The 22112-nt window shown below is 71.6% G+C and carries 17 protein-coding genes; 7 read left to right on the top strand and 10 right to left on the bottom strand.

Annotated features, from left to right (window positions below):
* Window positions 1-141 precede the first annotated feature (141 nt).
* The 4 genes from trhA to ACZ5GT_RS25740 all read left to right on the top strand — a co-directional run bounded on the left by trhA (window position 142) and on the right by ACZ5GT_RS25740 (window position 4104).
* Window positions 142-888, top strand: a complete 747-nt coding sequence (gene trhA / locus ACZ5GT_RS25755) for a PAQR family membrane homeostasis protein TrhA (RefSeq protein WP_469030763.1) — start codon at window positions 142-144, stop codon at window positions 886-888.
* Window positions 889-1018: 130 nt separating this feature from the next.
* Entirely contained in the window at window positions 1019-2707 is a 1689-nt protein-coding gene (locus tag ACZ5GT_RS25750; RefSeq protein ID WP_469030760.1) for an MFS transporter, read from the top strand.
* A gap of 5 nt (window positions 2708-2712) precedes the next feature.
* Complete coding sequence (locus ACZ5GT_RS25745) at window positions 2713-3345, top strand: TetR/AcrR family transcriptional regulator (RefSeq protein WP_469030757.1); 633 nt, start codon at window positions 2713-2715, stop codon at window positions 3343-3345.
* Between the two features lie 33 nt (window positions 3346-3378).
* Entirely contained in the window at window positions 3379-4104 is a 726-nt protein-coding gene (locus ACZ5GT_RS25740; protein ID WP_469030753.1) for a Mut7-C RNAse domain-containing protein, read from the top strand.
* Window positions 4105-4153: 49 nt separating this feature from the next.
* Here the strand turns inward: ACZ5GT_RS25740 and ACZ5GT_RS25735 are convergent, their stop codons facing one another.
* The 5 genes from ACZ5GT_RS25735 to ACZ5GT_RS25715 all read right to left on the bottom strand — a co-directional run bounded on the left by ACZ5GT_RS25735 (window position 4154) and on the right by ACZ5GT_RS25715 (window position 12921).
* Entirely contained in the window at window positions 4154-6562 is a 2409-nt protein-coding gene (locus tag ACZ5GT_RS25735; protein WP_469030749.1) for a galactose oxidase-like domain-containing protein, read from the bottom strand.
* Entirely contained in the window at window positions 6559-7782 is a 1224-nt protein-coding gene (locus ACZ5GT_RS25730) for a glycosyltransferase (RefSeq protein ID WP_469030746.1), read from the bottom strand. Before ACZ5GT_RS25730 ends, ACZ5GT_RS25735 begins: the two co-directional genes overlap by 4 nt.
* A complete protein-coding gene (locus ACZ5GT_RS25725; RefSeq protein ID WP_469030744.1) occupies window positions 7779-9428 on the bottom strand; it encodes an ArnT family glycosyltransferase in 1650 nt (549 codons plus the stop codon). Before ACZ5GT_RS25725 ends, ACZ5GT_RS25730 begins: the two co-directional genes overlap by 4 nt.
* A complete protein-coding gene (locus ACZ5GT_RS25720) occupies window positions 9425-10702 on the bottom strand; it encodes a glycosyltransferase (protein ID WP_469030741.1) in 1278 nt (425 codons plus the stop codon). Before ACZ5GT_RS25720 ends, ACZ5GT_RS25725 begins: the two co-directional genes overlap by 4 nt.
* Window positions 10703-10893: 191 nt before the next feature.
* Window positions 10894-12921, bottom strand: a complete 2028-nt coding sequence (locus ACZ5GT_RS25715; RefSeq protein ID WP_469030738.1) for a thioredoxin domain-containing protein — start codon at window positions 12919-12921, stop codon at window positions 10894-10896.
* Between the two features lie 188 nt (window positions 12922-13109).
* On the opposite strand from ACZ5GT_RS25715, the gene ACZ5GT_RS25710 reads away from it, so the two are divergent.
* Window positions 13110-16310 carry a tetratricopeptide repeat protein gene (locus ACZ5GT_RS25710; RefSeq protein ID WP_469030736.1) on the top strand — a complete coding sequence of 1067 codons (3201 nt, stop codon included), beginning with the start codon at window positions 13110-13112 and terminating at the stop codon, window positions 16308-16310.
* A 48-nt stretch (window positions 16311-16358) separates the two neighbouring features.
* On the opposite strand, the gene ACZ5GT_RS25705 is transcribed toward ACZ5GT_RS25710, so the two are convergent.
* Together ACZ5GT_RS25705 and mca are read right to left on the bottom strand one after the other, a co-directional pair.
* Window positions 16359-16610 (bottom strand): hypothetical protein, encoded by a 252-nt coding sequence (locus tag ACZ5GT_RS25705; protein WP_469030733.1) that lies wholly within the window; start codon window positions 16608-16610, stop codon window positions 16359-16361.
* Window positions 16603-17484: a mycothiol conjugate amidase Mca gene (gene mca / locus ACZ5GT_RS25700; RefSeq protein ID WP_469030731.1), complete on the bottom strand. Its 882-nt coding sequence runs from the start codon at window positions 17482-17484 to the stop codon at window positions 16603-16605. The genes ACZ5GT_RS25705 and mca overlap by 8 nt, the downstream gene beginning before the upstream one ends.
* Before the next feature lie 198 nt (window positions 17485-17682).
* On the opposite strand from mca, the gene ACZ5GT_RS25695 reads away from it, so the two are divergent.
* Together ACZ5GT_RS25695 and greA are read left to right on the top strand one after the other, a co-directional pair.
* Window positions 17683-18081, top strand: coding sequence for a DUF4307 domain-containing protein (locus ACZ5GT_RS25695; protein ID WP_469030728.1), 399 nt, complete (start codon window positions 17683-17685; stop codon window positions 18079-18081).
* 178 nt (window positions 18082-18259) lie between these two features.
* Complete coding sequence (gene greA, locus ACZ5GT_RS25690) at window positions 18260-18760, top strand: transcription elongation factor GreA (protein WP_469030726.1); 501 nt, start codon at window positions 18260-18262, stop codon at window positions 18758-18760.
* A 66-nt stretch (window positions 18761-18826) separates the two neighbouring features.
* On the opposite strand, the gene ACZ5GT_RS25685 is transcribed toward greA, so the two are convergent.
* The 3 genes from ACZ5GT_RS25685 to ilvA all read right to left on the bottom strand — a co-directional run bounded on the left by ACZ5GT_RS25685 (window position 18827) and on the right by ilvA (window position 22098).
* On the bottom strand, window positions 18827-19627 hold the full coding sequence (locus ACZ5GT_RS25685; RefSeq protein ID WP_469030724.1) for an ABC transporter permease: 801 nt from the start codon (window positions 19625-19627) through the stop codon (window positions 18827-18829).
* Window positions 19624-20640 carry an ATP-binding cassette domain-containing protein gene (locus ACZ5GT_RS25680; protein ID WP_469030722.1) on the bottom strand — a complete coding sequence of 339 codons (1017 nt, stop codon included), beginning with the start codon at window positions 20638-20640 and terminating at the stop codon, window positions 19624-19626. The genes ACZ5GT_RS25685 and ACZ5GT_RS25680 overlap by 4 nt, the downstream gene beginning before the upstream one ends.
* A 228-nt stretch (window positions 20641-20868) precedes the next feature.
* A complete protein-coding gene (ilvA, locus tag ACZ5GT_RS25675) occupies window positions 20869-22098 on the bottom strand; it encodes a threonine ammonia-lyase (protein WP_469030719.1) in 1230 nt (409 codons plus the stop codon).
* Between the last annotated feature and the right edge of the window lie 14 nt (window positions 22099-22112).

The raw sequence follows: 22112 nt of genomic DNA, 5'->3' as shown, positions 1-22112 counted from the left end.
TTTATTTGCCCGTACGTAGCGTTCGCCTGAAGGTTCTTTTGCGTAACGCGCCCCGGGCGCGTGAGAGGATGGCGACTCCCGCCCCCGGTCAACACGCTGCCCCGCACCTCAACTTACGGTTGCGTAGGTACGATGGTCCGTATGACTGCGTCCGCCCCCGACGCGGCCACGGACTCGCCGGCCGACGGCCGTGGTCCCGCCGCGCACTCCGTGCCCCGTCAGATCAAGCAGCACGCCCAGCACCTCGCCGAGCCGCTCAAGCCGAAGCTGCGCGGCTGGCTGCACCTGGGCATGTTCCCGGCCGCGCTGGTCGCCGGCCTGATACTCACCGCCCTCGCCGACTCCGCCAGGGGCCGCATCGCCTGCGGGATCTACGCCCTCACCGCCTGCCTGCTGTTCGGCGTGAGCGCGCTGTACCACCGGGGCAACTGGAGCCCTCGCATGGACGGCATCCTGCGCCGGCTGGACCACGCCAACATCTTCCTGATCATCGCCGGCACGTACACCCCGCTGACCCTGCTGCTCCTGCCCGGCGCGAAGGGGCAGTGGCTGCTGTGGGGCATCTGGGGCGCGGCGGCCGCCGGCATCCTCTTCCGGGTCTTCTGGGTCGGCGCCCCGCGCTGGCTGTACACACCCTGCTACATCGCGATGGGCTGGGCGGCCGTCTTCTTCCTGCCCGACTTCATGCGCAGCGGCGGCATCGCCGTCCTGGTCCTGGTGGTCGTCGGCGGTCTCCTCTACAGCGCGGGCGGCGTGATCTACGGCATCAAGCGGCCGAACCCCTCCCCGCGCTGGTTCGGCTTCCACGAGGTGTTCCACACCCTGACGCTCGCGGCGTTCGTCGTGCACTACATCGGCATCTCACTGGTTGCCTACACCCACATCTGACAGCCCCCTTCCCCACCGCACGGCCACGGCTTTCGAGCCGTGGCCGTTTTTCGTGCGCCCGCGACGGGCCCCCCAGGCGGGAGCGGATACGTATTGACACTCCCTCTGTTTTGAGAGTTACTCTCATTTCATGGCTACTGTCATTCCTGCATCCGAGGTGCGGCACGATCCGCGCCGTTGGTGGGCCCTCGGGGCCCTGGTCGCGAGCATGCTGACGCTCGGCTTCGACATGACGATCCTCAACGTGGCGCTGCCCACCATGGCCGCCGACCTCGGCGCGACCACCGGCCAGCAGCAGTGGATGGCGGACGCGTACGTCGTCGTGTTCGCCGCGCTGATGCTCCCCGCGGGGCTCCTCGGCGACCGGTTCGGACGGCGCCGCATGCTGATCACCGGTCTCGCGGTGTTCCTCGCCGGCTCGCTGGTGGGTGCGCTGGCCGGGGACGTGCACTGGGTGATCGCGGCCCGGGCGTTCATGGGCGTCGGCGGCGCGCTGGTCACCCCGCTCGCGCTGTCCGTGCTGCCCTCGCTGTTCGGGCCCGACGAGCGCACCAAGGCCGTCGGCGTCATCTCCGCCGCCTCCGCGCTCGGCCTGCCGCTCGGCCCGATCATCGGCGGCTGGCTGCTCGACCACTTCTGGTGGGGCTCGGTCTTCCTGGTCAACGTCCCGATGGCGGCGATCGGCATCACCGCCTGCCTCTTCCTGCTCCCCGAGACGCGCGACCCCGCCTCCCCCAAGGTCGACGCCGTCTCCACCGCGCTCACCGCGGCCGGGCTCGGCGCCCTCGTCTACGCGATCATCGAGGCGCCCGGCCGGGGCTGGGGCGACGCGCTGGTGGTGGCGATGCTCGCCGGTGCGGTGGTCCTGCTCGCCGCGCTGGTGCTGCGCGAGCGCCGGGCCGCGCGGCCCATGCTCGACATGCCCCTCCTCGCCCACCGCGGCTTCCTGTTCAACACCCTCGCCGCGACCCTGGTCATGTTCGTCCTGTCCGGCCTGCTGTTCGTGCTGCCGCCCTACCTCCAGGCCGTCCTCGGCCACGACGCGCTCGGCACCGGTGTGCGCCTGCTGCCGATGATGGGCGGGCTGCTGGTCGCCGCGCGGGGCGCGCAGCCGGTGGTCGAACGGTTCGGCGCGCGGGCCGTGGTCACCGCGGGGCTCGCGGTGCTGGCCTTCTCCGCGCTGCTGGGCAGCCGTACGACCGTCGACTCCGGCTACGGCTTCACCGCGCTGTGGCTGTCCGTCACCGGCGTCGGCTTCGGCTTCTCCGTCGTCCCGGCGATGGACGGCGCCCTCGGCGCGCTGCCCCGCGACCGGGCCGGCAGCGGCTCCGGCCTGCTGATGACACTGCGCCAGGTCGGCGGCGCGCTCGGCATCGCGCTGCTCGGCAGCCTGCTCTCCGGTGCCTTCCGCGACCGGCTCGACGTCACCGGGCTGCCCGCGTCCGCCGCCGGCACCGCCCGGGAATCGGTGGTCGCCGCGCACATCGTCGCCGGCCGGACGCACTCCGCCGGCCTCACGGCATCCGCGAACGACGCATACGTGCACGGCATGGGCCTGGTGCTGCTGGTGTGCGGCATCGCGGCGCTCGTCGCGGCCCTGCTGGCCGGCGCGCTGCTCCCCGGCACACGGACCGCCGGAGCCGAGGCACAGACCGACGGGGCCGAGCCGCACGCCGCCGGATCCGAGCCACAGACCGACGGGACCGAGGTGCAGCACACCGGAGCCGAGCCGCACACCGCCGGGACCGAACCGCAGGCCACCGGGACCGAGCCGCAGGCCCCGGACATGGCCGTGCCGCCCGCCGATGCCCGACAATGAAGCCCATGACGGCCGCACCCTCCCCCCTCTCCCCCTCCGAGCGCCCCCGGCTGAGCCTGCGCGAGCGCAAGAAGATCAAGACCCGCGAGGCGATCCGCACCGCGACCTTCGAACTGATCGGGGAGCAGGGCTACGAGGCCACGACGATCGACCAGATCGCCGAGCGGGCCGAGGTGTCGCCGTCGACCGTCTTCCGGTACTTCCCGACCAAGGAGGACATCGTCCTCACGGACGAGTACGACCCGGTGATGCTGGAGGAGCTGCGCGCACGGCCCGTCGACGAGCCGTGGATCGATTCGGTGCGGCACATCATGGGCAAGGCGCTGGACCTGCTCGTGCGGGAGAGTCCCGAGGTGGTCCGGATGCGGGCGCACCTCGGGGTCCAGGTCCCCGCCGTCCGCTCCCGGATCTTCGAGAGCATGTCGCAGACCGCGCGCCTGATGCGCGGGGCCATAGCCGAGCGCTTCGGCCTGGACCCGGACAGCCTCGAGGTCCGCGTCTACGCGATGTCCCTCATCGGCGGCCTCATGGAGGTCAACATGTACTGGGCGGAGCACGACTTCACGGGCGACCTCGGGGACCTCATGCACCGTGCCCTCGACGTCCTGGAGCACGGCCTGCCCACCGAAAAGCCCTGAGACCGGACCCCTCTCCCGTGACATCCTGACCGGGTGAACGGTCCCGAGATCCACGTCGAGTTCGCCCCCGGCCTGGCCCTGTTCGTCCCGCACGGGCGCCGCGGCGCCGCCACCGCCCTGACCACCGACGGCGTCTCCTCGCTCGGCCACGTCGTGGAGTCGGCCGGCGTCCCGCTGACCGAGGTCGGGTCGCTGTGGGTGAACGGCCGCGAGGTGCCTTCCTCGTACGTCCCCACGGCCGGCGACCGCGTCTCGGTCCGGCCCGTCGAGCGCCCCCAGCGGGTGCCCGGCGCGCCCCTGCGTTTCCTGCTCGACGTCCACCTCGGCACCCTCGCCCGCCGACTGCGCCTGCTCGGCGTGGACACCGCCTACGAGTCGACGGACATCGGCGACCCCGCCCTCGCCGCCCGCTCGGCCGCCGAACAGCGGGTCATGCTCAGCCGCGACCGGGGTCTGCTGCGCCGCCGGGAACTGTGGTCCGGCGCGTACGTCTACAGCACCCGGCCCGAGGACCAGCTCCGGGACGTCCTGGACCGGTTCCGGCCCGAACTGCGGCCGTGGACCCGGTGCACCGCCTGCAACGGGCTGCTGCGGCAGGCCACCAAGGAGGAGGTGGCGCACCGGCTCCAGGGCGGGACGCAGCGGTCGTACGACGTCTTCGCGCAGTGCCGGGACTGCGGGCGCGCGTACTGGAAGGGCGCGCACCACGACCAGCTGGTGGCCATCGTGGAACGCGCCCTCGCCGAGTTCGCGGGCTGACCCCGGACCGGCCCGAGTCAGCCAGGGCCGGTCCGGGGTCGGTCCCGGGTCACCCCTTCTTCTTCACGTCGCCCTTCCCGCAGGCCGTCCCGTCCTTGTTCCGGTCCAGGCCGAGCGGGTCGTCGCGGCCGTTGAGCTTCAGCCGGCCGTAGTCGTTCTTCTTCAGCCACTCGCACCGCGCGGCCGCCGACTTCCTCACCCCGGGCGGGAAGGCCGTCGGCACACACACGTTGACCGAGCCGTAGTGCCGGTCGCAGCCCGCGACGAAGGCGCTGACCTTCTGCGAGGCGCGCTTCCTGCCGGGCCCGGTGACCTTGCCCGACAGGGAGTCGGCGAAGGAGTGGACGTGCGCGGAGGCGTCGTTCGCGGCGAGGGCCTGCGGGCCCTGGAGGTGCACCCACTTGGCCACCGAGGGCACCCCGTTGGCGTCGACCGCGAAGAGCATGTACCAGCCGGGCGGGGCCAGGTTGGGGTTGCTCGTCACGTTCAGGTCGACGTTGTTGCCGTCCACCGACAGCGGCAGGTCCACGAACCGCTGGTTGGGGTCGGAGGAGTGGGTGACGGCGGCCGGGCGGATCAACTCGGCCTTGGCGATGGGCCGGTCGACGGTGATCCGCTGGGTGTCGCCGTAGTTCCACTCGGTGTCGATCACCGAAGTGATCGTCGGCCGGGTGCCCTTGAGCAGGTAGGGCGGCGTGTAGATCGACACGTTGTGGTTCCAGGTGCCGTTGCCCGGGTTGTCGCCGGTGGTCATCACGCGGCCGTCGGGCAGCAGGAACGCGGACGAGTGGTAGCCGCGCGCCTCCGGGTCGGCGGTCACCGGGTCGAAGGTGTTCGTCTGCGGGTCGTAGAGCGAGGACTCGTAGACCGGGTTCGCGCGGTTGTGCAGCGCGCCGCCGGTCTCCAGCACCTTGCCGTCGGGCAGCAGCACGGCGGAGACGTACATCTTGCCCTGGCCGCCGGTCTCGGCGACCTTGCCCGCGCCGAGGTCGACCGTGCCCTGCGGGATCGGCGGGCCGGCGACGTAGGACGGGTCGGCCTGCTTGAGGTCGATGACGTCGGTGAGCCGGTTCGCGTCCGGGTTGGAGTCGATGTTGCCGCCGCCGAGGGTGAGCACCTTCTGGTCCTGCGCGGGCGGCAGCAGCACGCTCGCCGACTGGTCGCGCTGGTCCTTGTTCTGCAGACCGGGGACCTGCGTGATGGTGTTGGCGCCGTAGTCGTAGATCGCGCTTCCGGTGCCCGGGATGTTGTTGCCGAAGACGTGGCTGCCCGAGTAGAACAGGCGGCCGTCCTGCATGAGGATCATCGACGGGTACAGGCCCCAGTACGACCAGGTCTGGTTGACCTGCCACAGCGGCAGCCACTTCTGCTGCGCGTCGGACCAGTACTCGGCGGTCACCGAGCCGGTCGAGTCCTCGCGCAGGCCGCCGAAGGAGATGACGTCGCCGTTGCCGAGCTCGGTCGCCGACGGGTACCAGTGGCCGTCGTTGAGGTCATTGGTCCTGCTGTAGGTCTCGGTGGCCGGGTCGAAGACGTACGAGTCCTTGAAGCCCTCGTAGCCGTGCGAGCCGTCCGCCGCCGGGAACGCCTTGTTGCCGCTCATCACCAGCACCCGGCCGTCCTGCAGCTGGACGTGCCCGGCGCAGAACATGTCCTTCGGGGTGGGGATGATCTTGTAGCTGCCGTCGGCCGGGTTGTAGACCGCCGAGGTGAAGGTGCCCGCGTCGAAGTTCTCCTCGCTGTTGCCGGAGCCCGCGATCAGCAGCACCTTGCCGTTGTTGAGCACGACGGAGTGCATGGAGCGCACCGGGTTCTGCGTCGGCAGCACGTCCCAGCGGCCGTCGGCGCACTCCTCGGCGGTGGCGGTGCAGGTGGCCGGCGGGAGCGGGTCGGGGACCTGCTCCATGGTGTAGTCGTCGGTGGTCGCCGAGCCGGTGCCGTAGACCGACACGCCCCAGGTGATGCGGTCGGTGCCGGCCGGGATCTCGGGCGTGCGGACGGTGGCCTGGGTCCAGGCCGACTGCATCTCCAGGGTCTTGAGGTCGGTCCAGTACTGCCAGCCGGCGGTGGTGTCGTGCCGGAAGAGGGTGACGTTGGCGTCGGGCGTGGTCGTCTTGTACCAGAGCCCGAGGTCGTACTGCTTGCCCGCGGTCACCACCGGCGCGCAGTCCGCCGACTCGGTGATCAGCGCCTTGCGGTCGCCGTCGGCCCGGCGGGTCAGCGACACCTTCATCGCCGCCGAGCCGCTGTGCGCGTCCGACGTGGTCTCGAACGTGAAGTCGTTGTCGCCCCAGCCGGACTTCTCCCAGCAGTACGGCATCCCGTCGGTGCCGGCCGTCTCGAAGCCGGGGTTCTTCACCAGGTTGGCCGCCTGGGCGGACTGGGGCGAGGTCAGGAGCAGACCGGCGGTCAGGGCCCCCACCCCGACCAGTGCGGTCCTTCTTCGGCGCTTGTTCACACGGCTCTCCTTGCTGCGGTGCGGCTGCTGTCCTTCCCGGCACGCGCTCCGCGCGGTCGGCGCGGTCGGCGCGGGAGGTAGACCAGCGCTTCGGTGCCCATGAAGCGCAGGACGAACGTCGTCACCAGCGCGAGCGCGGTGGCGGGCAGCGCGCCGAGACCGAACCGGTGGACGAGCACCGCGATCAGCGGGATGCGCAGCACCAGGTCGGCGTTGGCGAGCAGCGCGAACCGGCCCACGCGGTCCCAGCGGTTGCGGTGGCGGCGGCGGTCGCGGAACAGCAGGTGCTCGATGAGCAGGAAGTTCCAGGCGACGCCGAACTGGTTGGCGAGGATCTCGGCCGGCACGTAGTGCACCCCGGCACGGGTCAGGGCCCACAGGCCGAACAGGTTCGGCACGAAGCCGCTCGCCCCGATCAGGCCGAACGCCAGCATCCGGGCGACCGGTGAGGCGGTGCGCAGGCCGGCCAGGTGGCGCAGGAAGCGCAGGCCCTCGCGCGCCGACGACTTCGACTCCCCGGCGAACCGGTCCTGGAAGACGAACGGCACCTCGGTGACCTCGCGCGGGCGGCTGCGGACCGCCAGCTCGAGGAGGATCTTGTAGCCGAGGGGCTTCAGGGCGTCCGCGGCGATGTCGCCGCGCCGGATGGCGAAGAAGCCGCTCATCGGGTCGCTGATGCCGCGCAGCCTGCGCGGGAAGAGCGCCTTGGTCAGCCAGGTGGCGCCGCGCGAGACGGCCACCCGGTAGCTGCCGGCCAGCCCGGCCCGGCTGCCGCCCTTGATGTAGCGGGAGGCGACCACCAGGCCGGCGTTCGCCCGCTCGCCGGTGGCCACCAGTTCCGGCACCAGGGACGGCGGGTGCTGGCAGTCGCCGTCCATGACGACGATCCAGTCCGACCCGGCCGCTTTCATGCCCTCCACGACGGCGCCGCCGAGCCCGCCGACGGGTTCCTCGCGGTGCAGCACGGTGACCGGGAACGGGCAGTCCTCCGCCGCCTCGCGGATGACCCGGGGGGTGTCGTCGGTGGAGTCGTCGACGAAGACCACCTCGCAGGGCAGCCTGGACGGCACCGACTCGGCGATCTGGTGCAGCAGTTGACGGACGTTCGCCGACTCGTTGAACGTCGGTACGACGATGGTGACGGCGCCGGGTTCGGGGACCTCGACGGCCCGCGCGGCGGGGTCGTGGAGCTCTCCGGGAGCGGTGTACTCGGGGGTCATCGGACGCCTCCGGAGGTCGTCTGGATCTGCCGGATCTCGATGCGGTCGGGCCCGGTGCCGAAGGTGGCGACCGGCGTCGAGTGCTCGATGGCGGCCTTGACGTTGGGCAGGTCGACGGCGTCGCGCCGCACGGTCGGGGAGGCGACCACGTAGTCGAGGTCCCGCCAGCCGCGCGGCATCGTCTTCGTCACGGCCGGGTCGAGGTCGGCCTTGTAGAACCAGATGACGCCGAGCCCGGGCCGGTAGCCCTGGTGCACGAGGTCCAGCCAGAGCGCGTCGTCGACGAGGACGCGGGTGTCCTCGGGGTCCTCGACCTCGGTGGCCAGCCAGTGCGAGGCGGCCCGGTAGGGGGCGTTGGCGTCGGTGGTGACGGCGGTGCGGTCGCCGTCGTACCAGCGCGGCACCACATAGGCGCCGGCGGCGACGGCGAGGACGGCGGCGAGCGCGTACCGGCCGCCGGTGAGGTACCGGCTCTCGCCCGCCGAACGACGCCTGCGCAGTACGGCGTGGGCGACGGAGGCCGCGCCCCCGGCGAGCACCAGGGCGAGGAAGGGCAGGGCCTGGATGACGTACATCGCGGGCAGGTAGCCGTTCGGGCGCATGGCGACCAGGGCCAGGACCGCCACCGCGAGCGACGGTCCGGCCAGGGCACGGGCGGTGACCGACCATCGCCAGGTGACCAGGAGCAGCAGGGCTCCGGCGAGGCCGCCGACGATCAGCACGCGGTCGTAGTACAGCCACGAGTGCAGCACGCCGTACGAGCCGGAGCCCGGGTCCAGGATGAAGCCCGAACCGGGCCTGGTCATCTGGTACTCGAGGCCGCCGAGCAGCGAGACGTGCCCGTCGCCGGGGATCAGCTCGCCCTTGAGGAGGGCGAAGAGGGGGTAGGAGAAACCGATCAGCGCGCAGGCCGTGACGGCGCCGGTGAGGGCGAACTTACGGGTGTCGCGGTGGCTGTGCCGCCACATGGTCAGCAGCACGGCCGGCAGGACGAGGAGCATCGTCTCCTTGGTGAGGACGGCCGTGGCGGCCGCCAGTCCCGCGCCGAAGTGGTGCCACAGGTGGCGGCTGGGGGAGGCGGCGAGGGCGAACGCCAGCAGCGTCCACATCACCGCGATGTTGTCGAGGAAGATCTCCCGCTGCAGGACCACCGACAGCGGCGAGAGCCCGAACAGCGCCATCGCCAGCCCGGCGGCCCAGCGCGGCAGCGACAGGCGGCGGGCCAGGACGTAGACGAGGACTGCGCTGACCGCGCTGATCACCAGCATCGCGGCGCGCATGCCGGCGACGGTCATCGCGCCGGGGCTGACCAGCGACGGGATCCAGGTCAGCAGGGCGATCTGGATCCAGCCCAGCGGCGGGTGGTCGTACCAGTAGGTGTAGTGGGCGAGGCCCCGGCCCTGCTGGACCGCCCAGGCCTGGGCGAGGTAGGTGCCCTCGTCGTCGCTGAGGGTCGGGTAGGCGGCGATGTTCCAGCCCTGCACGACGAGGATCGCGACCAGGAGCGCGCCGCACAGCAGGAGGTCGGGCCGGGAGGAGCGCAGCCGCCGCGGCGGGCTCGTCCGGCCGGCCGGGCCGGTTTCGGGCGCAGGCCGACGCTGCGCGGCGACCTGGACGGCGGTCACCGCGGGAAGGGTGGAGGTCACGCGGGGACGTCCTCTCGGAGGTCGCGGGTCACTTCGGCTCCGGCGAGATGGGCGCCGACATGGGTCGTCAACTCCCAGTCGTTCCGGCCGCGTTGCTCACGCCAGACGGCGCGGATCGCGGCCCCGGCGAGGAGGACCTGGTAGAACGGGCCGCCCACCACGAGCTTGGCGTAGTGGACGAAGCGGACGCGCAGCCCGTACTGCCTGCCGAAGTCGTGCAGTCCGACGACCTCGAAGACGAACGTGACCGCCGCGGTGACCAGGGGCAGGAAGGTCAGGAAGGCGATTCCGACGGGCACGTCGAGGAACAGCGCGACGGCCGCGTTGAGCGGGATGACCACACCGGAGAACGCCTGCAGGAACGGCGTCATGAGCGTGTACCGGGCGAGCAGCCGCTGCCCGAAGCCGGGGAGCTGCTTCCAGTCCTTCTTCCGGTACACCTGGAGGAAGCCCTGGTTCCAGCGGGTGCGCTGCTTCAGCAGCGACATCAGGGTGTCCGGGGTCTCCTCCCGGGTGACCATGTCGGAGTCGTAGGCGACGACGACCTTCTTGCCGACGCTGGACAGACGCACGCCCAGGTCGCAGTCCTCGGCGAGGCAGTCGGGGTCCCAGCCGCCGGCCTCCCGGAGCACGCCGGTCCGCACGAAGACGGTGTTGCCGCCGAGCGGGATGAACCCCTTCTGCGCGTGCAGGTGGAGGCGGGAGCGGAACCAGAAGAAGTACTCCAGGCAGTTGCGCAGGCTGTACCAGCTGGAGTGGAAGTTGATCAGCTGGACGCCGCCCTGGACGACGTCCGCCCCGGTGGTGCGGAAGGCGTGGTCGACGTGCGCGAGCAGCTCCGGATGGACCTGGTCCTCGGCGTCGAACACCCCGACGACGTCGCCGCGGCAGTGCGGCAGCGCCGTGTTCATGGCCTTCGGCTTGTTCTTCTTCTCGTGGGTGTCGACGACGACCCGCACCCGCGGGTCGCGCCCGGCCGCCCGCTCGGCGACGGCCGTGGTCTCCGGATCGTCATGCCCGACGATCACGATGATCTCGAAGTCGGTGTGCGTGGACTCCAGCAGCCGCTGGATCGTGTGGTCCAGCACGGCCTGCTCGTGCCGCGCCGGAAGCAGCAGCGAGAACGAGACATGCTCGTCCCCGTCGGGTCTGCTGAAGCGGGTGGAGGCGAGCACCTCGGGCGTGCGCCACGCGTGCATCTGCCACCACAGGGTGAACGCCGCCATCCAGAACAGGGCAAGCGAAACGGCAGCGATGAGTAACGACGTAAGCAAAAGATCCCCCCAGACCCCCGAAGCCCCCTGGCGCGAAAGGGGGTTGCCCTTCTCCCGCCACTGTGCAGAGATTAGGGGGGAACTGTGAAGCGCGCAGGGCCTTTCAGTGAAGAGCGCGTTTCGTCACAACGGGTCCGCAGAGTGAACAATTCGAACATCGGTTGCGTCGCGGTACCGCGTTCTGGGCTCTTTCAGCTGTTCAGCGCGGTGCGCAGCCGCTCCGGGTCGGTCGTCGGGGCATCGCAGGTGAAGTTGCGGCAGACGTAGGCGGCGGCCCCTCCGTCGATCAGCGGGCGCGCTTCGAGCAGCGGGAACTCGTCACCGTCCACCGTCCCGACCGCGACGACCGCGCCCGGGGCGGTGCCCAGGAGCGCCGTACGGTGCAGGGCCCGCGTCGCCTCGTCGTCCAGGGACGGACCGACGACCGCGACCTCGCGCGGCCCGTCGAGCCACGCCTCGGCGACGGCCAGCCCCCAGCCGATGAACCGGGGCACCCGCGGCCCGAGCGCCTTCACCACCCCCAACGCCCGCTCCGCCGCCGTGCGGTGAGGTTCGGAACCCGTGTGGGCGGTATAGCTCAGCAGGGCGCCCGCGGCCGCGGTCCAGCCGGACGGCGTGGCGTTGTCGGTCGGGTCCTGCGGCCGGCGGATCAACTGCTCCGCGTCGTCCGCCGTGTCGTACAGCGCGCCCGAACCGGCGTCCACGAAGCGGGCGAGGACATGGTCGAGCAGCAGCCCGGCGAAATCCAGCCAGACGCCCTCGCCGGTGACGGACGCCAGCGCGAGGAAGCCCTCGGCGACGTCGGCGTAGTCCTCCAGGACCCCCGCGTTGGCGCCGGCCCGCCCGTCCTTGCTGGTGCGCGTCAGCCGCGCGTGCTCGTCCAGGTGCAGCCGGACGAGGAGATCCGCGGCGCCGGCCGCGGCCTCCACCAGGTCCGGACGGTCGAAGCAGGCGCCGGTCTCGGCGAGCGCGGCGATGGCGAGACCGTTCCAGGCGGCGACGACCTTGTCGTCCCGGCCCGGAGCGGGCCGGGACGCGCGGGCGGCGAGCAGCCGGCCGCGGACGGACTCCACCCTCTCCGCGTCGAACACCCCCTCCTGCTGCGGCAGCCGCAGCACCGAACGGCCGTGCTCGAAGTTGCCCTCCTCGGTCACCCCGAAGTACTGCGCGGCGAGTTCGGCGTCGTCGCCGAGCACCTCCCGCAACTGCCGCGGATCCCACACGTAGTACGCGCCCTCGACGTGCCGGCCGCTGCCGTCGTCGCTGTCGGCGTCCAGCGCGGAGGCGAACCCGCCCTCGGCCGTGCGCAGTTCGCGCACCATGAAGTCGGCCGTCTCCAGGGCGACCCGGCGGGCCAGGCCGGAGCCGGTGGCGCGCCACAGGTGGGTGTAGACCCGGCACAGCAGCGCGTTGTCGTACAGCATCTTCTCGAAGTGCGGGACCACCCAGTCACGGTCCACGGCGTAACGCGCGAAACCGCCCCCGAGCTGGTCGTAGATCCCGCCGCGCGCCATCCGCTCGCAGGTGTCCACGGCCATCTGCAGGGCGCCCTCGGCACCCGTGCGGGCGTGGTGGCGCAACAGGAACTCCAGCACCATGGACGGCGGGAACTTCGGCGCGCCCCCGAACCCGCCGCGTCGCGCGTCGTACTCGCGGGTCAGGCCGAGCAGCGCCTGCGCGATCTCCGCCTCGCCGGGCGCCTGCGAACCGCCGAAGCCGATCTCCCGGCCGGCCAGGTCGCGCACGATCTTCCCGGCGACCTCCGCCACCTCCCCCGGCCGGTCCGCCCAGGCGGCCCGCACCCCCTCCAGCACCTGCCGGAACGACGGCATGCCGTGCCGGGGCTCGGGCGGGAAGTACGTGCCGAAGTAGAAGGGCTCGGCGTCCGGCGTGAGGAACACCGTCATGGGCCAGCCGCCCTGCCCGGTGGCGGCCTGCACGGCCTCCATGTAGACGGCGTCCACATCGGGCCGCTCCTCGCGGTCCACCTTGACGCTGACGAAGTGCTCGTTCATGAAGGCGGCGACCGCCTCGTCCTCGAAGCTCTCCCTGGCGAGTACATGGCACCAGTGGCAACTCGAATAGCCGACGCTGAGCAGCACCGGTACGCCTCGCCTGCGCGCCTCCTCGAACGCCTCGGCCGACCAGGGCCACCAGTCGACGGGGTTGTCGGCGTGCTGAAGCAGGTACGGGGACGTCTCATGGGCCAGTCGGTTCACCGTTCCACTCTCCCACGGGCCCGGGCGTCACGCGGAAGCGACCGCGGCGCGCCGCCCCCTCCGGCGAGCTCCCTCCTGTGAGGTCCCTCCGGTGAGCTCCCTCCTGTGAGTGATCGCCCTCTCGCGCTCCCGCTCGGCCCGAAGGACACTCGTACGTAAGGGAGTTACCGCCGGAGGGGGGACGGGACATGCGGGACAGTCATCGGGCGGAGGCCGAGCGGCTGCTGGCCCGGGCCGTGGAGGAGGAGGTGCGGCGCTCGGGCGGACGGGTCGACGGGGGCGTGCTGCTGTCGCGGGCGCGCGGGGGGCTGGACGCGATGGCGCAGACGGCCGCCGAGGAGTACGAGGCGTACACCCGCGCGCTGGACGAGGCGGAGGCCGGCCGGCTCACCTTCGCGCAGAGATACGCCAGAGAGGCTTCGGGGACCCCGCTGCTGGTGGCCGCGGTCGCCGCGCTGGCCGCCTGCGCGGCCGACCTGGCCCTCGGCACCGGCACGGGGACGGCCCTCGGCGCGGGCGCCACCGTCGGCGTGGCGGGCGCGGCGGCGACCGTCGTGAAGGTGGCCGGCTCCCATCTGCCCGCCGCGCACCACCGCGCCGGCGCCGTGAGTCAGCCGGGCGGGCCGGAGCAGCTGCGGCTGCAGTGGCTGACCGCTCTGGAGGTGCGGGGCATCCGTCCCTTCCTCGACCAGCAGCGCGTGCTCGCCGCCTCGACCGGCCCGAAGAAGACGGGTCCGCAACTGCGGGGCGCGGACAAGAGCGCGGCGGCCCGCGGCCGCAGCGTGCTCGCCCAGTCCTTCGGCCAACTTCCGGAGGCGGCGGGGCCGTTCGCCGGCCGCCGGCCGGAGACGGCGCGGATCCGGCAGTGGGTGCAGGCCTCGCGGGCGAGCACCGAGACCCGGCCGACGGTCGTGGTGCTGCACGGCGAGCCCGGCAGCGGCCGTACGGCGCTCGCGGTGCGCGCCGCGCACGACCTGAAGGACTACTTCCGCGGCGCGTGCGTGGTGGACCTGCGCGGCGGCAGCCCCGGGGAGCCACCGCTGCCGACCCGCGACGCCCTGCTGCACCTGCTCAACCGGCTCGGCGCGCCCCGCGAGCAGTTGCTGTTCCGCGAGCGTTCCTCGGCCGACCAGCAGGTCAAGCGGCTCAGCGAGCTGTACCAGCAGCATCTGACGGGCGTGCCGGTCACGGTCGTCCTGGACGACGCCGCCGATCCGGAGCAGGTCGGCCTGCTCGTCCCGGAGCGTTCCGACAGCCTGGTCCTGGTAACCGCTCGGCAGCCGCTGGAGCTGCCCGCCGGTCTGCCCGCCCGGGTGCACCAGCTGCCGGTGCGGGCGCTGGACGCGGCCGGCGCCGAGGAGCTGCTGGGCGCGGCGGCGCAGGACAGCTCCGGGCCGTACGACGCCGAGTCCGCCGACCGGATCCGGGAGTTGTGCGGCGGGCTGCCGCTGGCGCTGCGCGTCGCGGGCTCGACGCTGGGCCCGCGCTCACCGCGCCGGCTCGCGACGGACCTGGCCGCGTACGGTCCGGTCGCGCCGGTCGAGCGGGTGCTGTGGCTGGCGTACACCGATCAGTCCGAGCCGGCGCGCCGTCTGCTGCGCCGGCTCGCCCTGGCGGGCCGCGCCTCGCTGGGCGCGGCCGCGGCGGCCGCCCTGCTCGCGACGGACGAGGCGGAGGCGACCCGCCGGCTGACCGCGCTCTCCCGCGCGGGCCTGATCGACCATGTGCGCGGCAACCGTTACCGCCTGCACGACCTGGTGCGCGGCTTCGCGCAGGCCCGCCTCATGGACGAGGAGGACCCGGCCGAGCGCACGGCGGCCCAGGAGCGCCTGATCGTGAACTACGCCGAGCTCGCGGACTCGGTGCTGCGCCTGGTCGACGGCCACATGTCGACCCGCTCCGACCGTTTCAGCCCGCACGGCTTCACGTCCCTGGACGAGGCGCTGCGCTGGCTGGACGACGAGTCGAGCTTCATCACGGCCACCCTGCGGCACACGGAGGGCGTGGACCAGGGGGCGGTGCTGAACCTGCTCGGGGCGCTGTGCGACTACTGCCTGCTGCGCGGCGACCTGTACCGCCTGGGTGAGATCAGCGAGCTGGCGCAGGAGGTGGACCAGGGTCTGCTGGTCCGCTCGGTGCAGTGGCGCACCGGTATCGCGGCCCGCCAGCTGGGCGAGCTGGACAAGGCGCGCACCACGCTGGCGTCGGTGGTCGACCTGTACCGGGACGCCCACCACGACGCGGGTGCCGCCCGTGCCCTGTGTTCGCTCGGCATCACGTTCCATCACCAGGGCAACCTCACCGAGGCCGCGGCGAAGCTGCGCGAGGCGCTGGAGCTGCAGGCGCCGCCCGAGCTGGCGACGGACCGTGCGTGGACGATGCACGCGCTGGCGGCGGTGGAGCGCGACCGCGGCCGGCTGGCGGAGGCGCTGGAGCTGCTCACCGAGTCCCTGGTCCTGCACGGCGCGGGCGAGTCCGTGCACGGCGAGGCCTGGGCGCACTTCCAGCTCGGCCAGCTCTCCCTGCGCCGGGGCGACGTGCCGCGCGCGGAGGCGGAGCTGCGCGCGGCCCTCGACCGGTACGGCCGCACCCGCGACGCCCGCGGCGAGGCGTGGGCGATGACCCAGCTGGCCCGCGCCCGGCTGGTGGCCGGCGACCCGTCGCCCGCGGTGGACGGGCTGCGCGGTGCGGCGGCCCGCCACCGGGAGAACGAGGACGCGCGCGGCGAGGCGTGGACGGTGTACTACCTGGGCCAGGCGCTGGAGGAGACCGGGAACCTGGACCTGGCCGTGCGCGAGCTGGAGCGCTCGCGCACGATGTTCTCCCGGATGCGGGACGTGTACGGGCTGGCCTGCGCCCGGCACCACTCGGCGCGGGTGACCCGTGACCTGCGCGCGGCGCAGACGGGGTCGTTGCGCAACTCGGGTTTCGCCCGTCAGCTCCTGGTGGACGCGCGTGCCGACTTCCAGCGCATCGGTGTGGCGCACGGCGAGGCGTGGACGTGTCTGGAGCTGGCGGTGGTGGACGCGGGCAACGCGCGGACGCAGCAGGCGCTGGGCCTGTGCGACGAGGCGACCGGGCTGTTCGCCTCGTACGGTGACCGGCGCGGGGAGGACTGGGCCCGTTTCCTGCGCTGCACGCTGCTTCCGTACGCGGCGCCGGGCGGGGTGGAGGTCGGTGCGGCGGTCGCGCAGGAGGAACTCGCCGAGCTGTCCCGCACGGGCCACCGGCTGCGCGACGAGAAGCTCGACGAGTACGTCGACGCCTACCGGCTGCTGCTGGAGCGGGGCGTGAACCTGGACGCGGGCTGGCAGGCGTGGCGGCTGGGCATGGTGCCGAGCCGCCACGCACGGGAGGTGATGGGGGTGGCGGTTCCGCCCACCCCCTGACCGACGACGCCCTCCGGCCCGCTGAACCACCCAGCCGGCCCGGGGCCGTCAGCTGCGGTGTGCCTTCGGGTCGGCGGTGGTGGTGGTGTCCGCGTCGGCGTCCGGGTCGGACGGGTCCTTGAACTTGACCTTGCCCATGTGGCGGTTCATGGACTTCATCAGGCCCCACACCGCCAGTGCCATCGCCGCGAAGACGATGAAGCCGAGGACGCCGGGGGTGACCTTGTTCTCGTCCACCTCCTTGGCGAGGGGGACGAGGTGCGTCATTGCCAGGCTCACGCTTGCGCTCATATCAGGCATTGTCGCGGATGCCCGCAAACAGGTCGTCCTCGGGGAGGGAGGTGTCGACGAGCGACTTCGCCAGCTCGTACTCCTCCGTCGGCCAGACCGCCTTCTGGATCTCCATCGGCACCCGGAACCAGCCGCCGTCGGGGTCGATCTGCGTGGCGTGCGCGAGCAGGGCCTTGTCGCGGATCTCGAAGAAGTCGGCGCACGGGATGTGCGTGGTCAGCGTGCGCTCCTTGCGCTCGAACTCCTTCCACCGCTTCAGCCACTCCCCGTAGGGCGACTCCAGGCCGCGTTCGAGCATCGCGTTGTGCAGCGCCTCGGTGCGGGGGCGGTTGAAGCCCTGGTTGTAGTAGAGCTTCAGCGGCTGGTACGCCTCGCCGTACTCGGCCTCCGGGTACTTCTCGCGGTCCGCCGTGCCCTCGAACGCCACCATCGAGATCTTGTGGGTCATGATGTGGTCGGGGTGCGGGTAGCCGCCGTTCTCGTCGTAGGTGGTGATCACCTGGGGGCGGAAGGCGCGGATCTTCTTCACCAGTTCGCCGGCCGCCTTGTCGACGTCCTCCAGGGCGAAGCAGCCCTCCGGCAGCGGCGGCAGCGGGTCGCCCTCGGGCAGGCCGGAGTCGACGAAGCCGAGCCATTCCTGCCGCACGCCGAGGATCTCCCGGGCCTCGTCCATCTCCTTCCTGCGTACCTCGTGGATGTTCTCCTCGACGTACTTGTCGTCCTGGAGCTTCGGATTGAGGATGGAGCCGCGTTCCCCGCCCGTGCAGGTCACCACCAGCACGTCCACCCCCTCGGACACGTACTTCGCCATGGTGGCCGCGCCCTTGCTCGACTCGTCGTCGGGGTGGGCGTGGACGGCCATCAGTCGCAGTTGGTCAGTCAAGACTCAATCCTCGGTAAGTCGGCGCCCGGTGAGGCGCGGTCCAACGGTGCCGTCCCGGACGGACGTCGTAGAGGGGCGGCGGTCGGGTGGCGTGCGGGAGGCTTCTATAGTGACCGAATCGGGGGGCGGATAATTCCGGGGTACGGCTTCGGGAGCCCCTTTCGGGACATGAGTCCCGACCCTGCCGAGAGGACGATCATGAGTACGGCGAGTACGCGACTGCCGGAGGGCCGTTACGGCCGTTCCTCGGACGAGCGTGCCGACCGGACGCTCAAGGTCGCCGGTGTGGTGTTCGGCGCCCTGCTGCTCGCGCTGATCGGCTACTTCGCCTATCACTACGTCGGGCAGAGCAAGATCAGCGCCGAGGTGATCACCTTCGACACCGGGCAGAACGCGGTGAAGGTGCACCTGGAGGTCCGCAAGGACGCCGACGCGAGCGGCTACTGCACCCTGAGGTCGCAGTCCGCGGACGGCGCCGAGGTGGGCCGGGCCGACTTCCGCTTCGACGGGCACGCCACGCGGATCGACAAGGTCGTCACGCTGCGTACCACGTCCCGGGGCTCGACGGCCGAGCTGCTCGGCTGTCACAGCGACTGAAACCACCGGGCCTCTCACCGAATACCGGCGGGCTGACCTGGGCCGACGTGATTCTGGTGGCTTATGTCCTCCCCCTTCGGTCCGTGAATTGTTAGGCTCGTGGTTTCGCCCATCTGTGAAGGAACATTCTTCTGGGTAGGGCGATGCTTTGTCTTCCCAGTACCTACGAGGAGCACCTGTGACCCAGACCAGCGAGAACGTCACCTGGCTGACTCAGGAGGCGTACAACAAGCTCAAGGACGAGCTTGAGTACCTTACTGGTCCCGCGCGCACGGAGATCGCCGCCAAGATCGCAGCCGCGCGCGAAGAGGGCGACCTGCGTGAGAACGGCGGGTACCACGCGGCCAAGGAGGAGCAGGGCAAGCAGGAGCTCCGTGTGCGCCAGCTGACCCAGCTCCTGGAGAACGCCAAGGTCGGCGAGGCTCCGGTCTCGGCGGACGGCGCCGTCGCGCCGGGCATGGTCGTGACGATCGCCTTCGACGGCGACGAGGACGACACGCTGACCTTCCTGCTCGCCTCCCGTGAGTACGCCAGCTCGGACATCGAGACCTACTCGCCGCAGTCCCCGCTGGGCTCCGGCGTGATCGGCCACAAGGTCGGCGAGGACGCGGAGTACGAGCTGCCCAACGGCAAGAAGGCCTCGGTGACGATCCTGAAGGCCGAGCCGTACAACGGCTGACCCGCTCCACCTGTGCTGTGACGGCCCCCGGCGTCGCGCTTGTCGCGCTGACGCCGGGGGCGTCTGTCATGCCGTGGCCGACCGGTACTTGCGCACCGCGAGGGTACGGAAGACCAGGATGATCACGACCGACCAGATCAGCGAGGCCAGCACGGGGTGCTGCATGGGCCACGCGTCGGGTGTCTTGAAGCCCGGGGGGAGGTTCCCGAAGAGTTCCCGGCACGCCTGCACGGTGGCGCTGAACGGGTTCCACTCCGCGATGTGCCGCAGGAACGTCGGCATCTGGTTGGCGTCCACGAACGCGTTCGAGATGAACGTCAGCGGGAACAGCCAGATCAGACCGCCCGAGGTCGCCGCTTCGGGAGTGCGCACGGACAGGCCGATCAGTGCGCCGATCCAGGAGAACGCGTAGCCGAGCAGCAGGAGCAGCCCGAATCCGGCGAGGACCTTGCCGAAGTTCTCGTGCGTGCGCCAGCCGACGAGCAGTGCGACGACCGCCAGGACGACGAGGGTCAGCGCCGTCTGCACCGAGTCCGCGATGGTGCGGCCGGTCAGCACGGCACCACGGGTCATGGGCAGGGAGCGGAAGCGGTCGATGAGTCCCTTGTGCATGTCGTCGGCGATGCCCGCGCCGGCGCCCGCCGTGGCGAAGGTGACGGTCTGGGCGAAGATGCCGGCCATCAGGAACTCGCGGTAGGCCTGGGTCGAGGTGGACGAGCCGACCTGGATGGAGCCGCCGAACACGTAGGTGAACAGCACCACGAACATGATGGGCTGGACCAGCCCGAAGATGACCATCTCGGGGATCCGGCTCATGCGGATCAGATTCCGGCGGGTGATCACCAGGGAATCGCTCACGGCGCTCACTTGGCGGCCTCCTTCTTGGGTCGGCGGTCCTTGGCCGCGGCGTCGGCCGTATCGCCGTTCGCCTCGTCCTTGACCTCGGCCACGTGGCCGGTGAGGGAGAGGAAGACGTCGTCCAGGGTGGGGCGGCGCAGGCCGATGTCGTCTATCTCGATGCCGAGGACGTCCAGCTCGCGGATGACCTCGGCCAGCAGCTTGGCGCCGCCGACGACGGGCACGGTGAGCTTGCGGGTGTGCTCCTCGACGGTGACCTCGCCCTTGCCGAATCCGCCCAGGACCGTACGGGCGGCAGGGATGCGCTCGCGCTCGTGCACCACGACCTCGACGCGCTCACCGCCGGTGCGTGCCTTGAGCTGGTCGGAGGTGCCGCGGGCGATGACACGGCCGTGGTCGACGACCGCTATGTCGTGCGCGAGCTGATCGGCCTCTTCCAGGTACTGGGTGGTCAGCAGCAGGGTCGTACCGCCGGAGACGAGCTGCTTGATGACGTCCCACAGCAGCTGGCGGTTGCGCGGGTCCAGACCGGTCGTGGGCTCGTCCATGAACATCACGGGCGGTGAGACGACCAGGGCGGCCGCGAGGTCGAGCCGGCGACGCATGCCTCCGGAGTAGGTCTTCGCGGTGCGGTCGGCGGCGTCCGCGAGGTCGAACTGGTCGAGCAGTTCCGCGGCCCTGGCCTTCGCGGCCTTGGCGTTCATCTGGTAGAGCCGGCCGACCATCTGGAGGTTCTCCCGGCCGGTCAGGTACTCGTCGACGGCGGCGAACTGGCCGGACAGGCCGATCGAGCGCCGCACCTCGTTCGGCTGCTTGAGCACGTCGAGGCCCGCTACGACCGCCCTGCCGCTGTCGGGGCGCAGCAGTGTGGTCAGGCAGCGGACAGTCGTCGTCTTGCCCGCGCCGTTGGGCCCGAGCAGGCCCAGGACGGTGCCCTCGGGGACATCGAGGTCGACGCCGTCCAGTGCTTTTACGTCGCCGAAGGTCTTCTTCAGACCCTCGGCATAGATGGCGCCTGGCATAACGGTCTCCACGTCGTCGGGGAATCTTCGGAAAGCGTAGGTTCGTACGTTTTGCTCCGCCCGGCGGGCGGTGAGGGTGGTGACGGCACAGACACACCGTAACGCGATGTATCGCGTCTCTCAACGCATTTACCCGAACGAGCGACGAAGAAGCCTCTGAGCTGGGCTTTCAGCCCGAGAAGCGGCGGGTCGCCCCCGGCCGCCGGCCGGGGAACAGGACCCGGCGGCTCACTCGATGACGGTGTAGCCGGCCTCGCGCAGGGCCCTGCCGACCTCGACGCAGTGCTCCGGCCCCTTCGTCTCCAGGTGCAGCTCGACCTCCGCCTCCGTGAGCCCGAGCCGTGGGTCGGTCCGGATATGGCTCACGTCGAGCACGTTAGCGTCCACCACTGACAACGCCCCGAGAAGCGTCGCGAGGGCACCCGGCCGGTCCGTCAGACGCAGCCGGACGGCCAGGTAGCGGCCCTGCGCGGCCATACCGTGCCGCAGCACGCGCTGCATGAGCAGCGGGTCGACGTTGCCGCCGGACAGCACCGCCACGACCGGCGGCTCGAAGGTCCGCGGAGCGCTCAGCAGCGCGGCGACCGGGCTCGCCCCGGCCGGTTCGACGACCAGCTTGGCCCGCTCCAGGCACAGCAGCAGCGCGGTGGACAGCTCGTCCTCGCTGACCGTGCGGACCTCGTCCACCAGGTCGCGGACGATCCCGAACGGCACGTCGCCGGGCCGCCCCACCCTGATGCCGTCGGCCATGGTGACCGGATGCTCCATCGACACCGGACGGCCGGACGCCAGCGAGGGCGGGTAGGCCGCCGCGCCCTCCGCCTGCACGCCCACGATCCGCACGTCCGGCCTGAGCGCCTTCACCGCGACCGCTATACCGGCCGCCAGGCCTCCCCCGCCGATGCCGACGACGATCGTGCGCACCTCCGGGCACTGCTCCAGGATCTCCAGGCCCACGGTGCCCTGCCCCGCGATGATGTCGGGGTGGTCGAAGGGGTGGATGAACACCGCGCCCGTCTCGGCCGCGTACGCCTGCGCGGCGGCCAGTGTCTCGTCGACCACCTGCCCGTGCAGCCGCACCTCGGCGCCGTACTCCCGGGTCGCGCTGATCTTCGGCAGCGGGGCGCCCTTCGGCATGAACACCGTCGCGCGCACCCCGAGCAGCGACGACGCCAGGGCGACCCCCTGCGCGTGGTTGCCCGCGCTGGCGGCGACCACCCCGGCGGCCCGCTCCTCGGGCAGCAGCCCGGCGATGCGGACGTAGGCGCCCCGCAGCTTGAAGGAGCCCGTCCGCTGGAGGTTCTCGCACTTGAGGTGCACCGGCCCGCCCACCAGCTGGGACAGGTGCCTGCTGCCTTCCATCGCCGTCACCCGCGCCACGCCCGAGAGCATCTTCTGGGCGCCGCGCACGTCGTCGAGGGTCACGGGACGATAGGAGTCAGCCGTGCTGTAGCTCATGACTCAAGCATCGC

Source organism: Streptomyces sp. NPDC031340, assembly GCF_055569945.1.
Note: the sequence above shows the minus strand (reverse complement) of the source record. Positions and strands in the feature narration are given on the sequence as shown.

Bases quoted from the DNA above. Each gene is read 5' to 3' on its own strand.
- ACZ5GT_RS25745 (WP_469030757.1), top strand. From the start codon at position 2,713: ATGACGGCCGCACCCTCCCCCCTCTCCCCCTCCGAGCGCCCCCGGCTG.
- ACZ5GT_RS25750 (WP_469030760.1), top strand. From the start codon at position 1,019: ATGGCTACTGTCATTCCTGCATCCGAGGTGCGGCACGATCCGCGCCGT.
- ACZ5GT_RS25695 (WP_469030728.1), top strand. From the start codon at position 17,683: ATGAGTACGGCGAGTACGCGACTGCCGGAGGGCCGTTACGGCCGTTCC.
- ilvA (WP_469030719.1), bottom strand. From the start codon at position 22,098: ATGAGCTACAGCACGGCTGACTCCTATCGTCCCGTGACCCTCGACGAC.
- ACZ5GT_RS25730 (WP_469030746.1), bottom strand. From the start codon at position 7,782: ATGACCCCCGAGTACACCGCTCCCGGAGAGCTCCACGACCCCGCCGCG.
- trhA (WP_469030763.1), top strand. From the start codon at position 142: ATGACTGCGTCCGCCCCCGACGCGGCCACGGACTCGCCGGCCGACGGC.
- ACZ5GT_RS25705 (WP_469030733.1), bottom strand. From the start codon at position 16,610: ATGCCTGATATGAGCGCAAGCGTGAGCCTGGCAATGACGCACCTCGTC.
- ACZ5GT_RS25680 (WP_469030722.1), bottom strand. From the start codon at position 20,640: ATGCCAGGCGCCATCTATGCCGAGGGTCTGAAGAAGACCTTCGGCGAC.
- ACZ5GT_RS25710 (WP_469030736.1), top strand. From the start codon at position 13,110: ATGCGGGACAGTCATCGGGCGGAGGCCGAGCGGCTGCTGGCCCGGGCC.